General features: G+C 59.8%; 13 protein-coding genes. 6 read left to right on the forward strand and 7 right to left on the reverse strand.

The genetic code is table 11. The features are described from left to right. Positions 1-72 precede the first annotated feature (72 nt). Positions 73-855 (forward strand): hypothetical protein, encoded by a 783-nt coding sequence (locus DD236_RS03185; RefSeq protein WP_133246049.1) that lies wholly within the window; start codon positions 73-75, stop codon positions 853-855. 121 nt (positions 856-976) lie between these two features. Here the strand turns inward: DD236_RS03185 and dapD are convergent, their stop codons facing one another. From dapD to DD236_RS03200, 3 genes are all read right to left on the reverse strand, one after another. Beyond that, positions 977-1,954 (reverse strand): 2,3,4,5-tetrahydropyridine-2,6-dicarboxylate N-succinyltransferase, encoded by a 978-nt coding sequence (dapD, locus tag DD236_RS03190; protein ID WP_109092906.1) that lies wholly within the window; start codon positions 1,952-1,954, stop codon positions 977-979. 94 nt (positions 1,955-2,048) lie between these two features. Continuing rightward, the gene (locus tag DD236_RS03195; RefSeq protein ID WP_165819812.1) at positions 2,049-3,197 is read right to left on the reverse strand and encodes a Maf family nucleotide pyrophosphatase; all 1,149 of its coding nucleotides are present in this window, start codon (positions 3,195-3,197) and stop codon (positions 2,049-2,051) included. Further along, on the reverse strand, positions 3,194-4,855 hold the full coding sequence (locus tag DD236_RS03200) for a DUF885 domain-containing protein (RefSeq protein ID WP_109092908.1): 1,662 nt from the start codon (positions 4,853-4,855) through the stop codon (positions 3,194-3,196). The genes DD236_RS03195 and DD236_RS03200 overlap by 4 nt, the downstream gene beginning before the upstream one ends. A 269-nt stretch (positions 4,856-5,124) precedes the next feature. Between DD236_RS03200 and DD236_RS03205 the strand changes: the two genes are divergently transcribed. The 3 genes from DD236_RS03205 to DD236_RS03215 all read left to right on the forward strand — a co-directional run bounded on the left by DD236_RS03205 (position 5,125) and on the right by DD236_RS03215 (position 8,250). Continuing rightward, a complete protein-coding gene (locus DD236_RS03205; protein ID WP_243409891.1) occupies positions 5,125-6,165 on the forward strand; it encodes an adenylate/guanylate cyclase domain-containing protein in 1,041 nt (346 codons plus the stop codon). Positions 6,166-6,252: 87 nt separating this feature from the next. Beyond that, positions 6,253-6,930: a response regulator transcription factor gene (locus DD236_RS03210; protein WP_109093277.1), complete on the forward strand. Its 678-nt coding sequence runs from the start codon at positions 6,253-6,255 to the stop codon at positions 6,928-6,930. 27 nt (positions 6,931-6,957) lie between these two features. Next, positions 6,958-8,250, forward strand: coding sequence for an ATP-binding protein (locus tag DD236_RS03215; RefSeq protein ID WP_165819813.1), 1,293 nt, complete (start codon positions 6,958-6,960; stop codon positions 8,248-8,250). Positions 8,251-8,263: 13 nt separating this feature from the next. On the opposite strand, the gene DD236_RS03220 is transcribed toward DD236_RS03215, so the two are convergent. Continuing rightward, on the reverse strand, positions 8,264-8,773 hold the full coding sequence (locus DD236_RS03220; RefSeq protein ID WP_109092909.1) for a GtrA family protein: 510 nt from the start codon (positions 8,771-8,773) through the stop codon (positions 8,264-8,266). Between the two features lie 32 nt (positions 8,774-8,805). Here DD236_RS03220 and DD236_RS03225 point away from each other — a divergent pair, with 32 nt between their 5' ends. Both DD236_RS03225 and purE read left to right on the forward strand, forming a co-directional pair. Next, positions 8,806-10,014: a 5-(carboxyamino)imidazole ribonucleotide synthase gene (locus DD236_RS03225; protein WP_109092910.1), complete on the forward strand. Its 1,209-nt coding sequence runs from the start codon at positions 8,806-8,808 to the stop codon at positions 10,012-10,014. A 73-nt stretch (positions 10,015-10,087) separates the two neighbouring features. Beyond that, entirely contained in the window at positions 10,088-10,573 is a 486-nt protein-coding gene (gene purE / locus DD236_RS03230) for a 5-(carboxyamino)imidazole ribonucleotide mutase (RefSeq protein ID WP_109092911.1), read from the forward strand. A gap of 39 nt (positions 10,574-10,612) precedes the next feature. Here the strand turns inward: purE and DD236_RS03235 are convergent, their stop codons facing one another. The 3 genes from DD236_RS03235 to DD236_RS03245 form a co-directional block, all read right to left on the reverse strand. After that, a complete protein-coding gene (locus DD236_RS03235; RefSeq protein ID WP_109092912.1) occupies positions 10,613-11,506 on the reverse strand; it encodes an SDR family oxidoreductase in 894 nt (297 codons plus the stop codon). A 462-nt stretch (positions 11,507-11,968) separates the two neighbouring features. Beyond that, positions 11,969-13,222 (reverse strand): LCP family protein, encoded by a 1,254-nt coding sequence (locus DD236_RS03240; RefSeq protein WP_109092913.1) that lies wholly within the window; start codon positions 13,220-13,222, stop codon positions 11,969-11,971. A gap of 3 nt (positions 13,223-13,225) precedes the next feature. Then, the gene (locus tag DD236_RS03245) at positions 13,226-14,467 is read right to left on the reverse strand and encodes an LCP family protein (protein WP_165819814.1); all 1,242 of its coding nucleotides are present in this window, start codon (positions 14,465-14,467) and stop codon (positions 13,226-13,228) included. Between the last annotated feature and the right edge of the window lie 117 nt (positions 14,468-14,584).

The raw sequence follows: 14,584 nt of genomic DNA on the forward strand, positions 1-14,584 counted from the left end.
AGCTTTGGCTGACACGGTGACTTGAGAAGGGAAGGTGACGGGCTATTTCCGTCATCGCGAGCACAAGGAACGGTGGGTCGTCCCGTGAACCTCGGCAGCCTGTTGAGCCCTAAGCGTCCAGTCAAGATGAGTTTGGGCGCCTACGAGAACATGATGAGAGTTGTGGACCGCTCAAGCTACTATCCCGATATGCCTCGCAAGTCGCGGCGTGAGCGTGTTGCGGACAATGTGAGGTGGTGGAAAGAGTGGGGATTCGTTAACGAGTGCTATAACGAATACGGGCTGGATGTTAAAGACTTCCGCAACCAAGATGATTATGTTGAGCGATGGGCAGTCAAGCGGGACCGAAACTCAATTCACCACGGGAGCATCAACCCAAAGAACCATAAGAATCTGGTGCTGGACAAGGTCCAGTTCTATTCCTACCTAGAGAAGATGCTCCCGGGCTACACTCCAACTGTTCGTATGGTCCTAGTGGGAAACCGATTGTTCTTCCCCATGCTTGAGAAGAAGACATCGATCGGAGCGTTACGAGCGCTGCCAGCCGGCAAATATGCCGTGAAGCCATCCCGTGGCACGATGGGCAAAAGGTTCTTCAGTTTCGAGAAGACTCCTGACAAAGAATTCGTCATGCATGGTGAATCAGTGACAGCGCGGGATGTCATGCGTGAGGCACGCGGTATGCGATTCCTGATCCAAGACTTCGTGGAGCAACACGACGCAATCAATAGGATTGCGCCCAATACGCTCAAAACAGTCGGATTGGGACGAGCAGATGGGGCACTAAGCTCGATCTCCACTACAGGCTCGAGGTTGCCCGCGAGGAAGGAAGCGACGATTGATTTCGCTACGTAGGGAGATTGATACAGTCCCTGCTCAAAGATGGCACAGATGGCAAACGGCGGCCTCAAGGAACGTTGGAACTCCTGGAAGGACCAGTAGTACCGAGAGGCCGCCGTTACCGATTAAATAATTACTAGTTCTTATGCAGGAAATCGTTGAGCTCCACGCCCTTTGAGCCGGGGCGGGGGAGCGCTTCGACTGCGCCAGAGGTGGAGTTGCGGCGGTACATGATGTTGTCGCGGCCACCGAGTAAGTGTGCTGGCACCACGTCTGGTTCTTGGATGTAGCCCTCGCGGTTAGGCGATACGCCGCCCGAGGGCAGCAGGGTCACCTTGGTGCCTGCCGTGACGTAGAGTCCGGATTCGACCATGCAATCGTCGCCCACGGGGATCCCTAGGCCCGAGTTAGCGCCCAGTAGGGAACGCTTGCCCACGCGTACGCGCTGGCGTCCGCCGCCGGAGAGTGTGCCCATGGTGGAGGCGCCGCCTCCGATATCCGCGCCGTCATCTACCACCACGCCCTGAGATACGCGGCCTTCAATCATCGCCCGGCCCAGTGAACCGGCGTTGTAGTTGACGAAGCCGGCGTGCATCACGGTAGTGCCTTCGGACAGGTATCCACCTAGACGCACGTTGTTGCCGTCTGCAATGCGCACGCCGGAGGGGATCACGTAATCGACCATGCGTGGGAACTTATCTACGGAGAAGATGCGGACCGGGGTGTTGGTTGCGGCGCGCACGCGCATGCGAGTTTCCTCAAAGTCTTCGAGGAAGCAGGGCCCCTTGCTGGTCCATGCCACGTTCTCTAGGACGGAGAAGATGCCGTCTAGATTGATCTCATTGGGCTTGACGAAGCGCCAGGAAAGTAGGTGGAGGCGGAGGTAGGCCGAGGCCGCGGAATCAGGTTCATCATCTAGATTGATGACAGTCTTAACGATACGAAGGTGAACGCGGCGCAGATCATCGTCGCGTTCCAAAGACTGTAGCGTCTCATCAGGCTGGGCATCCTCGCTGGGAGTGCCGATTTGCGGGTGCGGGTACCACACATCCAAGATCTTTCCATCAGGACGTGACGTGGCTAGGCCGAAGCCCCAAGCTGTATTTTCCGACATGGATATCAGCTTACTCATGTGCGCGTTACATGGCCGTAACGTGTACATAGGTCACAGGACAAATGTGTCAAACCTCCCCTGAAGGAGTAATGGATTAGTCAGCCGCTAGGACGAAAGCCTTAACGGTGGGCCATGATTGGGCAAAGGCTGGGTGGAGATTGTCAGATAATTCATCAATTGGAACCCATCGCAGCTCAGTGGATTCGGGATCAACAACCGGAGCAATGCCATCATGGCAACGGGCAACGAACGTATCGAATCTCCAATCCCCGTGATCGGCGGTGTGGCAGTCCTTGATGGAAAGATCGGTGATGCCAGTCTCCTCGGCGAACTCGCGCAGGCCGCCCGTTCGTGCATCCTCGTACCACTCGATCGCGCCTCCGGGGATGGACCACGTGCCGCCGCCGTGAGACCACGGTGCTCGCAACTGCATTAACACCTCGCGCCGGCCCTCGTGGTCCCGGTATGCGCACACTCCCGCGGCACCCGCGAGGCCCCAATGGCGCCTTCCGCACGAACACAGGATGAAACCATCGGCGCTATGACGCGGCCGGAACGGCCGGGTCCGTGAAAGGAATCCGGCACCCACGGCGGTCTCGGGACCGTCCGCAGGTTCGGCCTCGGTCCACAGTTGGGTAATCGAAAGCCCTCGCGCGGCGAGCATCTCGCGTAGGCGCGGCAGGCTGAGGCCTACCACCCCGTGGTAATCGCCTTCCACATGCTCGATGAAGGGCCCGCCTAGGCCGTCCACGGTGAAGGATCCGGCCACCCAAAGAGGCTCGGTGGAGGCGATGTAGGCATCGATCTCCGCCTGGCTCATCGGTGCCACGTGCACCCGGGCGTGGGAGAGGGCGGAAAGCCCCTCCCCGGAGATACCTTGCAGCAGGCAATGCCCGCTGTGAAGCACGCCCGAGCGCCCGGCCATGGCCGTGAGACGTTCCTTGGCCACCTCAGGGGTATGTGGCTTGCCAAAGACCTGCCCATCGAATTCGAACATGGAATCGCAACCGAGGATGAGGGAGGGAGTTTCCGTCGTCGGCAAAAAATCCTCGGAATCCAAAACGGCCCGGGCCTTCGCCGTAGCCAACGCGAGCACCTGCTGGCCGGGCCCTCCGCGGACTTGGGAAAGTACGGCGGGCTCATCCACGTGGGACACGCGGACTTCCGGTTCGATACCGGCGGCGCGCAATGTGGCCAGCCGGGCCGGGGACTTACTGGCCAGAATCAGGGGGAGGTGTTTCAACGAAGCGCCTCGGCCAATGTGTCCAAACCAAGCCCGCCCAAACGCAGCGCCTTCATGTGCCATGCCTTCATATCGAACTCTTCGCCAGCTTCCTCGGCACGGGTCTTGGCCTCCTCGCGCAGCTCATTCCAGATGCGCTGGCCGATCTTGTAGGAGGGGGCCTGCCCGGGCCAGCCAAGGTAGCGATCCAGTTCGAAGGACAGGAAGTTTTCCTCCATCGCCACGTTTTCGCGCAGGAACTTCCACGCGGAATCGTGATCCCACGGGCCGTTCCCGTAATCGCCCGCATCCTTACCCAAGTGAACGCCCAGATCCACCACCACTCGGGCAGCGCGCAGGCGCATCGAATCGAGCACGCCCATCCGATCGCCCGGATCGTGTTGGAAGCCCAATTCGGCCATGAGCTGTTCGGCGTAGAGGGCCCAGCCCTCGCCGTGTCCGGAGGTCCAGCAGCAGTGGCGGCGCCACAGGTTGAGCTCATCGCGCATGAAGGTGGCCAGCCCCAGCTGCAGGTGATGGCCGGGCACGCCCTCGTGGAACACCGTGGTCTTCTCCTGCCACGTGGCAAAATCCGTGACGCCCGCAGGAACGGACCACCACATGCGGCCAGGGCGCGAGAAATCGTCCGTGGGGGCCGTGTAGTAGATGCCGCCCGTGCCGTCCTCAAGGACCATGCACTCCATGGTCTTCATCGCGTCCGGGACATCGAAGTAGGTGCCGGAGATGGCTTCCATTGCGCCGTCCGCCGTTTCCTGCATCCACGTCCGGAGTTCGGTGGTGGAGTGAAGCTGGCGGTCCGGATCGTTGTTCAGGCGCTCCATTGCCTCGGCCACCGTGGTGCCAGGGCCATATAGCTGAGTGGCAATCTCCTCTTGTTCGGCGATGATCCGGGCCAGTTCGGCCTTGCCCCACTCGTAGGTTTCGTCAAGATCCACAGTGGCGCCGAGGAAGCCGCGTGAGAAGCGCTCGTAGCGCTCGCGGCCCACGCCGTCTTGTTCGATGGCTGAAGGAGCGATCTTTTCGCGCAGGAAGGTAGCCAGGGCCTCAAAGCTCGTGCGGGCGATCGCGGCGGCCTCTTCGAGTTCCTCGGTTAGGGCGGGGAACGCTTCGGCGCCCGCGGCGGCCAGCTTTGTGAAGTTGGAGGTATCCGGGTCCGCTTGGGAATCGCACTGTTCGGCGCAGCGGGCCACTTGGCGGGCCGGGAACGCCGGGCCTTCCTTAAGGCGGGTAAAGAGCGATTCCTTGTATCCCGCGAAGGCCGGCTCCACTGCACGCAGGCGGCGGGCGATGGTCTCCCACTGAGGCTCGGTGTCCGTGGGCATGAGATCGAAGATGTCCCGTACGCCCGTGAGGGGGCACTCAATTACGTTGAGCTGGCCCGTGACTTCGCCCGCGTTGATGAGGTCCAGCTCGCAGGTGAGGCGTTCGCGCAGGGCAGCGGCTCCCACTTCGTCTTGGGGGCTTTCGGGGGTAAGGGGCGCTAGGGCGGTGAGGGTTTCTTCGATCAGCGCCTTGTACGCCGCGGTGCCGGCCGGGGAGTAATCAGGAAACGCGCCCTCATCGCCACCCTCGATTCCCACGGATGTTGCCAGATCGGGAAACATTTTGAGCAACGAGTAGAAGTAGGAATTTGAGAGCTCATCGATCGCAGTGGTCATTGTTCTAGTCTACCTACGCCGAGTAGGGCGGGGCGCGTCTGGGTTTGTACTTGCGGTGATGCATGGGGAGATGCCCGTGCGGCTGGTGAGAGGTTTCTCAGGCTCAGTGAGCGCGGTGCTCCCATTCTCACGCTCGGGGGATTGGGCCGTTCTGTTAGCTAAGTCGCACTCGGAGGTGTAGCATCTTGTGGCCGGTGGATGACGAAGCGGGTGTGAGGTAGTACACTGGCATGTGATCAAACCCACATTGGTTCTATGGAGGATGAGGCGTGCCAGCAAACAGTGGTGGCTCAGAGGCGGCCATGCCGCCATCAACTGTAGAACGATATGTAGGCCGGCTCCTCGGCGGCTCGGAGCGTTACACCCTAGTTGAAGCTGCTTCCAAGGCGGGTATGGATGAGGATACGGCCCGGCGCTATTGGCTTTCTATGGGTTTCCCAACGATCGCGGACGAGGTTACGGATAGGGTTTTTACTGACGATGATGTAGCCGCGATGACCCGGCACCAAGTAATCCTCAATCAGGGCCTCATCTCTGCCGATTCCTTGAACTCGCTGATTCGGGCGGAATCGCACATGTCCGATCGTCTGGTCTTGTGGCAGCACGAATCGCTGGTGGAACACGCCGAACGAACCCTCGGGCTTGATCCGATCAGTGCGCGCTACTGGGTGTTGGACCATTTTGAGGATTTCCATCCGTATCTGCAGGAGCAGATGCAATATTCGTGGCGGCGGCACTTGGCATCTTTGTTGCGCCGCTCCGAGGCCGAAGTAACGGAGATGGACAAGCGGCGTGATTCGGGCGATCAGCTCCAGCGTGCAGTGGGTTTCGTGGACATGGTGGCCTTCACCAACCGTTCGAATGAGATCGGCAGCGCGGAGCTGGTGGAGCTCATTGAGCTGTTCGAACACACCTGCCGTGATGTTATCTCCGCCAACGGGGCGCGCGTGGTCAAGACCATCGGGGACGCCTTCCTGTTCATTGCGGACGATCTTGTGACCGGAGCCGATACCGCTACGGAGATCGTGGAGCGGCTTCGCGGGCAGCGAGGGATGCTCCCCGTGCGTGCATCGATGGTGTGGGGCGGAGTTGTGTCACGATTTGGTGATGTTTTCGGGCCAACCGTCAACCTTGCGTCGCGACTTGTTGATATTTCCGCAAGTGGATCTGTGCTGACAGACAAGCGAACGGCCGAAATCTTGCGGCAACTAAAGCTTGGCCGGTACACCCTTGTTCCCGCCGGATCCCCGGATCTGAAAGGACTGGGGAAGATTGAGGCCGTCGAGCTCCGACGGATGCCCTCCGGGTGAGCTACTACCCGGGGAAATTCTGGGGGAGATCCTGACACTTTGGCTAAAGCCTCGACGAAGGCTTGACTATTGGCCTACGATTCAAGTGTGACCGATCTACTACTTGTTGAAGACGATACCGCTATCTCCGGGCCACTCGTGCGGGCACTCTCGCGCGAGGGCTACAACGTTACGCTTGCCGAACTGGGCCGCGACGCACTCACCAGCATGGAGCGTGGCACAGACTTTGTGATCCTCGATCTGGGCCTACCGGATATGGACGGGCTGGACGTAGCGCGCCAAGCTCGCTCGCGCGGCTGGACTTTCCCTATTCTCATCCTCACCGCACGCACCGAAGAGGTGGACATGGTTGTGGGGCTGGATGCCGGTGCTGATGATTACGTGACTAAACCCTTCCGGCTGGCGGAACTGATGGCGCGTGTGCGGGCGTTGCTGCGGCGGGCTGAGCCTGTGGAAGCCTCAGACCTAGTCACCGTCCAGAACATTTCGGTGGACAGGGCCGCCCATCGTGCCTTCGTTGATAACAACGAGCTCCAGCTCACTGGCAAGGAATTTGATCTACTGACCATCCTCATTACGCACGCGGGCAACGTGGTCTCCCGTGACGAACTCATGCAAGAGGTATGGTCCATGAACAACGATGACTCCACCAAGAAGCTGGACATGCACATCTCCTGGCTCCGGAGGAAGCTAGGCGAGGATGTTTCTCACCCGCGGTACATCTCCACCGTTCGCGGGATGGGTTTCCGGTTCGAAAAGGGGTAATGCCTCGTGCGCAGGCGCGCTATCAGAATGACAACTCTGGCTGTGCTGGTTGCCGTTCTGCTCCTTGGTGTCCCGGGCGTTGGCCTTGGCGTCACGCTCATCTGGCGCAACGCAAGTGCGTCCGTGGAATCCCGCGCATCCGAAATCTCCACGTTTGTGGAGCAACGGGTTGAAGAAGGGGACGCGGTTTCCCAGGTGTTTCTCGAAAGATATGCCGATCGCGAGGGGTTCTTCCCAGCGCGGATCACGCTTGTGAGCGACGAGGGCGAGTTGGTGGCGGGCGCTGATTTGGGCGATGACAGTACGATCAGCCACACGGTCACTTCCCCCAACGCCTCCGTGAAGGTGGCGATCTCCCGTGACGATGTCATGATCACCATGTTGATGGCCGGAGGGCTGGGCGTTGCGGTGGTCATGGTGTCCTTTGGGGCCGGCGTGGTGGTGGCCCTCAAACAGTCCCGGAAACTCTCCGCCCCGCTGATCTATCTGGCGGCTGCGGCGGAGCAAGTGGGCTCTGGGCAGACTAGGCCACAGATGGAAAAGTCCGGGATCGAGGAAATTGATCTTGTATACGAGGAGCTGGTGCGCACAGCGGACCGCATGGCCGGGCGCATTTCCGCCGAACGGCAGTTTTCTGCGGACGCCTCCCACCAACTACGCAGCCCGCTGGCTGCGCTGTCCATGCGGCTTGAAGAGATTGAGTATCTTTCCAACGATGAGGACGTTCGCGAAGAGGCCGCGAACTGCCTCGAGCAGGTGGAGCGCCTCGCTGGCGTTGTGAATGACCTCCTAGCCGTGTCCCGGTCCGAGAATGCCGGGGGGAACGAGGCTGTGCCACTAGGTCCAGTTTTTGAACAGCAACGCGAGGAATGGCAGCGGAGCTACGAGACTGTCGGACGGGAGCTGACATTCGAGGATAACGCCGGGGTGGCCGTCCTCAGCCGCCCGGGCTCTCTCTCCCAGATCATCGCAACGCTCATTGAGAACTCGTTGCGTTACGGGGAGGGAACCACTTCGGTGGTTGCCTCCAAGTCTGGCCGCGGGGTCATGATCCACGTGACCGACGGAGGGCCAGGCGTTGCTCCGGAGAACGTTGACTCGATCTTCACCAAGGGATTCTCCACCGGAGGATCCACTGGGATTGGGTTGCCGCTGGCTAAGAATTTGGCTGAAGCAGATGGTGGACGTCTGGAATTGTCCAAGGCCAGTCCGCCAACCTTTGCCCTAGCCCTGAATGCCGTACCGCAATCGCTAAATCCAAGTAAGATTCTGCCGGCGGGTTCGATTATTAGCGTGGGAGCACGGCGCCGCAGACGGTAAAAGGCCAATCCAACTAGTGTTCGGACGCAATTCCGGAGCCTTGGGCCACCCGCCTTGCTCCCGGGGAGAAGACTACGTAGCGGTACATCACGTACCGGAACGCCGTACCTAGGATTAGCCCCACAACGTTGGCGGAGATGTTGTCCGCAAACTGACTGCGTAACCCCAAGCCGTACCGCGACGCCGCAAGGCACGCCAGAGCAATCAGCATCCCACCGATGTTCACCAGAACGAACATGGCGAATTCCCGCCCGCGTCCATACGTGCCCTTATCGCGGAAGGTCCAGGCGCGGTTCACTGCCCACGAGAACACGACGGAGATGGACACAGAGATAGTCTTGGCCACCATCGAAGCATCACCGGGTAGATGGACCCAGCCAGTGTGTGCCAACAGATTAAAGAGGCCAACGTCCACGATGTAGGAGCCCAGCCCCACGGTACAAAACCGCAGGAACTCCACGAACCATTCGCGGAAAGACTGGCCTTTCAACAGGCGCTGGATGAGATTGCGAGACGTCGGCACCTGACCAGTCTAATGGTGAGTAGGCTGGGGCTATGACTGCTAAGGCCCATGTTCAGCGTGTCGTTGGTACCGGAGCGGAAGAGGCCGCACCCCGAGTTGGCGTTGTGGGAGGTGGCCAGCTCGCGCGGATGATGCAGGAGGCGGCGATCCCGCTTGGGATCCAGCTCCATGCGTTGGTGGAGGCCGCGGACGGTGCTTCCGGCCAGGTGATTCCCAACTCGCAGGTAGGGGATGCGGATGATTCTGCGGCTGTATGCGCGCTGGCTGAGCGCGTGGACGTCCTCACCGTGGAACACGAGCACGTGCCAGATGAGATCCTTGCTGCGGCGGGGGAGTTGGCACCTGTGCGGCCCGGCTCCCACGCACTTGCCTACGCCCAAGACAAGCTGCTCATGCGCGAGAAGATGGAGGAGCTGGGTGCGCCAGTGCCGCGATGGTGGCGCGTTAATTCCGAGCAGGAGATCCAGGCGGGACTCGCGGAGCTGGGCGGGCGGGGAGTGTTGAAGACTCCTCGCGATGGCTACGACGGCAAGGGCGTTCGGATCATTGCGGAGGCGAGCGAGGCCCGGGACTGGCTGGCTGACGGCGGGCCCTTGTTGCTCGAAGAGATGATCCCGTTCGAGTTTGAGGTGGCGGCGGTACTGGCGCGGCGCCCTTCCGGGGAGGTGGCGTGCTGGCCCGTTGTTCGCACCGTTCAACAACAGGGCGCCTGCTTCGAGGTAGTGGCGCCAGCTCCCGGCGTTGGCCCGGAGCTGGAGGGCCAGATTCAAGACATTGCGGTGAAGATCGCGGAGGACTTGGACGTTGTGGGGATTTTGGCCGTTGAGATGTTTGTGGGGAGTAATGGGGGCGAGGCCAGCGCCTCCGGCGCACCAGCCCTTCAGCCCTATGTCAACGAACTGGCTATGAGGCCGCACAATTCCGCGCATTGGACGATTGAGGGCGCCGATACCAGCCAGTTTGAGCAACATCTGCGGGCCGTACTGGACCTGCCGCTCGGGAGCACTCTGCCTCTGCGCGATTGGAGCGTCATGGTGAACGTGCTTGGTAGCGAGCTGGACGATCCGCGCGAGGCCTACCAGCAAGTCATGGAGAAGTATCCACGGGCGAAGATCCACATGTACGGCAAAGAAGTAAAGCCACGGCGCAAGATCGGGCATGTGACCGTGGTGGGCGATGATCTGGACGAGGCGCTGGCCCAATCACACGGGGCGGCGGCCATGCTGCGCGGCGAGGTCTGAGGCGCTAGCGGCGGGCGCTCACGCCCACTAGTACAAACTGATGAACTGCAGGCAGCACTAGAGGAGAGCAACGATGGCAACTGTTGGAATCGTGATGGGGTCGGATTCGGATTGGCCCGTGATGAAAGCGGCCGGCGAGGCGCTGGACGAATTCGGGATCAGCTACGAGGCGGACGTGGTCTCAGCGCACCGGATGCCGGATGAGATGATCGCCTACGGCCGGGAGGCTGCGGGGCGCGGTATTCGAGTCATCATCGCGGGCGCTGGCGGTGCGGCCCACCTGCCGGGGATGTTGGCGGCGGTGACGCCGTTGCCCGTGATCGGTGTACCTGTGCCGCTTAAGTACTTGGACGGAATGGATTCGCTGCTCTCGATCGTGCAGATGCCAGCCGGGGTACCCGTGGCAACCGTGTCCATCGGCGGTGCGCGCAATGCTGGCCTGTTGGCGGCCCGGATCGTGGGCAGCGCAGATCCGGACGTGCAGGCAGCAATGGAGACATTCCAAGCCGACCTAAAGGCGCAGGCTCAGGAGAAGGGCAAGCGGCTTAAGGAGCTGTAGGTTCTGGTTGCTGGAGAGCCTGCTTGCTCAGGGCGGTTGCTAGGGGCTCGGTGTTCCGCCGTTAACGTTGAGGGTCTCCCCGATAACGTAGCTGGACTCCGGAGAGGTAAGAAACACATAAGCGGGCGCAAGCTCAGTTGGCTGTCCCGCGCGGCCCAGAGGAACATGCTTGCCGAACTCTGGTAGGGCATCCTTTGGCTGCCCTTGGGAAACCTGAAGCGGCGTCCATATAGGTCCTGGCGCTACAGCATTGACACGAATTCCCCGGGGTGCCAGCTGTTGAGCCAAGCCTTTGGAGAAGTTGTTGATCGCCGCCTTAGTGGAGGCGTAATCGAGCAGATGGGTGGAGGGCTTATACGCCTGAATCGAGGTGGTGTTGACGATTGTTGCGCCCTCGGGCAAATGCCTAAGTGCAGCGCGTACGATTCGGAACTGCGCCAGGATATTAACGTCGAATGTGTGTTGGACCTGCTCATCCGTAAGTTTCTCAAAGCTCTCAATGGCAATCTGGCGGCCAGCGTTATTCACGAGGGCGTCAAGGCCACCAAGCCGTGACGCTGCTTCGTCCACAAGCTGCGTACAGAACTCTGGATCCGATATATCTCCTGGAATGAGGAACGCGCGGCGGCCCGAGCCTTCGATTACTTGCGCTACATGCTCGGCGTCAGTTTGCTCTTCGGGTAAGTAGGAGATGGCCACATCTGCGCCCTCCCGAGCAAATGCAATCGCCACGGCGGCGCCAATACCGGAATCGGAACCCGTGATGAGCGCTCTGCGCCCCTCAAGGCGCCCTGTACCACGATAGCTCTGTTCGCCACGATCTGTTTGTGGAATGAGCTCGGCGTCAAGACCGGGTTCCTCTTGGGATTGTTTTGGGGGCGAAATGACGGGGAATCTAGACACTGGATTTTGGAAGGTTAGCTGATCTTTCATCGGTTCTTACCTTTCGACATTTAGGGTCGTCTGTTCCATACGCGTGGCGGGCCTGCTAGGTGAGCCCGGATCCTCGGCACCCGATCTGTATGGATCGCTGACCGCAGCGGCCACTGTATTGATCGCCGAGTCCTTGGACGAACTGTCGCTCACATGCGTTCGACGCTACGGGCATCGGCGCCTAGTCTCAAGAGGGTTTGCCATTTTTGGGAAATCGTCTGAAGGCGGCTAGAAGCGTCAGACCGTCCCATTGGAGGTGTTCTGCTATCTCCTCTCCAACGAACGGTCTGACCTTCTTGACAAGCTCGCCGAGTGAGCGTCTGGTGGCCGCGAACCAATGATGTCCAAAGCTGGGTGAAGAAACGCGGATAAGCTGCGGTCACTATCTGGTGGTGATCACCAGCTATGTCGCCTCCCGGCCTGACACGAAATGTCGGCGAGGTGGGCGGGATCTGCTAAAACTTAGCCTAGGTCCGTGAAATCGTCCTGAGTGAGTTCACCGTTCTTCATCTTCTCGAAGAACGAATCAATCGTATCTGGATCCAGGAGAACGGCAGAGGCTCCAGATGGCGTACGGTAATTAAGGGAGCTGATTGGCGGGGCTCCCATGAGGCCATCGTCTCCCATAACGCTGCGCAGGCCGAGAGCAGCACCCGCCATGTTGGTGAGCCCGCTACCGGTGCTCATGGTGAGCGTAGTCGCTGCTGAATCCACTAGCTTGTACTGCTTGACCGGGTTGATCAGAGTGCTGGGAGAAGCGGCCTTCTTGATCACCTTGGACACGACTTGGCGCTGGCGTTCCGCACGTCCAATATCCCCTTTGGGATCCGAGTAGCGCATGCGGGAGAACGCGAGGGCGGTATCGCCATCGGCGTCGTGGCAGCCGGCCTCCCATTCGAGCTTGGACTTCTTATCGGAGACGTCATAATCGAGGCAGAGGTTCACACCACCTACAGCATCCACGAGCGACGAGACCCCGGACATAGACACTTCCACGTAATGATCAACCGTCATACCGGAGAGGTTCTCCACCGTGGAAACTAGAAGCTCGGGACCGCCAAGTGAATAGGAGGCGTTGATCTTGCTCGCTCCGTACCCTGGAATCTCCACATAGGAATCCCGAGGTAGTGAGACAAGCGCCGCGTTGCCAGATTCTGGGACTTGCAACAGCATGATGGAATCGGCGCGTTGGCCATCTGTTGCGCCGTCGTTTATCCCATCCTCCTCACGTTGATCGGAGCCAACGATTAAATAGGTAGTACCGGGCGTATCTGCGGCGTCGGAGAGGGCGTCAACGTGTTCCATCTTGTTATTGCCATGAATGATAAGGAACCCGGGCCAGCCGATAATTAGGGCCAGAACTACGATCAAAACGATCGGCCACTTGCGGCGCTTCTTGCGGGGGCGCCGGCCAGCAGGAGGAGGTCCCGGGGGCTGATTGCCCCGCGGTGGCTCCGACGGGCGTTGGGGGGCCTGCTGGTACTGTTCTCCAGACTGCCGTGAGCCTGCCGGTGCGTAGCTCGGTGGAACTTGTGCGCTCGCCTGACCCGCGGCGACTGGGCGTTGCTGCTCGGAGGATGGAATGTCCTCAGGCTTGAATACCTGCGTGTGCTCCGCGCGGGGCACTTCGCCGCCATGGCCTACGTTCTTCGCGTCGTTTGCGGACGGGCGCTTACGTCTGTTGGTGGGGTCAAAAGAGGGAGGCTGAGGGGACATGTTTTACCCTTGTGCGTTTTCCTTCGTGCACACCGGTGCACCTGTTGATTGATCGTCCGAAGGTTCGGTTGTCGCCTCAGAAGAAGGCTCTTCTGTAGGCGTAGCTGCTGGTGTGGTAGCAGATTCGGTGGGCTTCTGAGTCTCCGAATCCTTAATTAACTCGATTGAGATGTTCCCATACTCATCCTCAGAAGACTTGAACGGCTTATCGTTGGCGAGGGCGTCCCACAAGACGTCCGCATCTTCCGTTGGTGTGACGCGATTGCCCGCGTACGCGAACGGTGTGGTAACGAACTGGATGTTCTTCATTTCGATGTTACGGAGCGAATTCGCCAAGCCACCAAGGGTGGGAATATCCCCGAGCCCCTTACTGGTATCAAGGTTTGCCGTCGCGGCATCAAGAACCTTATAGAGCGAGGGCATGTTGGTAAGGAGGTTCATGCTGAGAACCTCGTTCATCATGGCTGTTACAAGCTCTTGCTGGCGGCCGATGCGGCTGATATCTGAACCATCGCCGAGCGTCTTGCGCGCGCGGGCGAGGCCAAGGGCCTGCTTGCCGTCCAGAAGTCGACATCCTGCTGACACCTTGAGGTTCGCCTTCGGATCGTCAACCGTCTCTTCGAAATACATTGGGACACCACCGATAGCGTCCACGATCTCCTGGAACGATTTGAAGTTGACCACCACGTAGCCGTCCAGCTTGATGTCCGTCATGCTCTCGACTGTCTTCATCGCACATGCTGCGCCGGAAGGGACATCGCCAGTCTGCCCGCCATAGGAGAAGGCGGAATTGAACATCTGGTTAGATGCCGGAGACGTCTCAAACGTCTCATCTAAGTCTTCACCGGTGCGGACCGTACAGGCCGGGATATCAACGAGGAGATCTCGCGGGATTGAAGTAACGTCAACCCGCGAACGGTCGGCCGATACGTGGAACAACATCGTGGTGTCCGCGCGCATACCCTCCACATTGCTTTCCATCCCATCGCGGGAATCTGAGCCGAGAACAAGAATGTTGAGCGCACGGCCCTCATTCTGATCAATTGGAGGTGCGGTTTCGTCCCCGCCCAGAAGGTCGTTCACATCAGTTTGGCTGATATTGCTTTGAAGTGAGTGGTATCCAATACCGATCGCAGAACCCATAGTGAGGACCAATGCAAGCACCACAAGCAGGGCCGTTCTGCCGATGTGGCGGGGTCTCGGTCCTGCTACAAGGTGCGCTTCTGCGCGGACTCTGTTACTCACGCCCTTCATCATACGGGTATAACCTTTACGAACTGATAATAATATGTGGAGGTTATCAGATCTCGGTCACACTGCCGCCGACGGCCGAGCGCGTCCAATCCCTGAAATTGCAAGGTC

Origin of the sequence: Ancrocorticia populi (assembly GCF_003123745.1) — a bacterium.
In the GTDB taxonomy this organism is placed as follows: domain Bacteria; phylum Actinomycetota; class Actinomycetes; order Actinomycetales; family Actinomycetaceae; genus Ancrocorticia; species Ancrocorticia populi.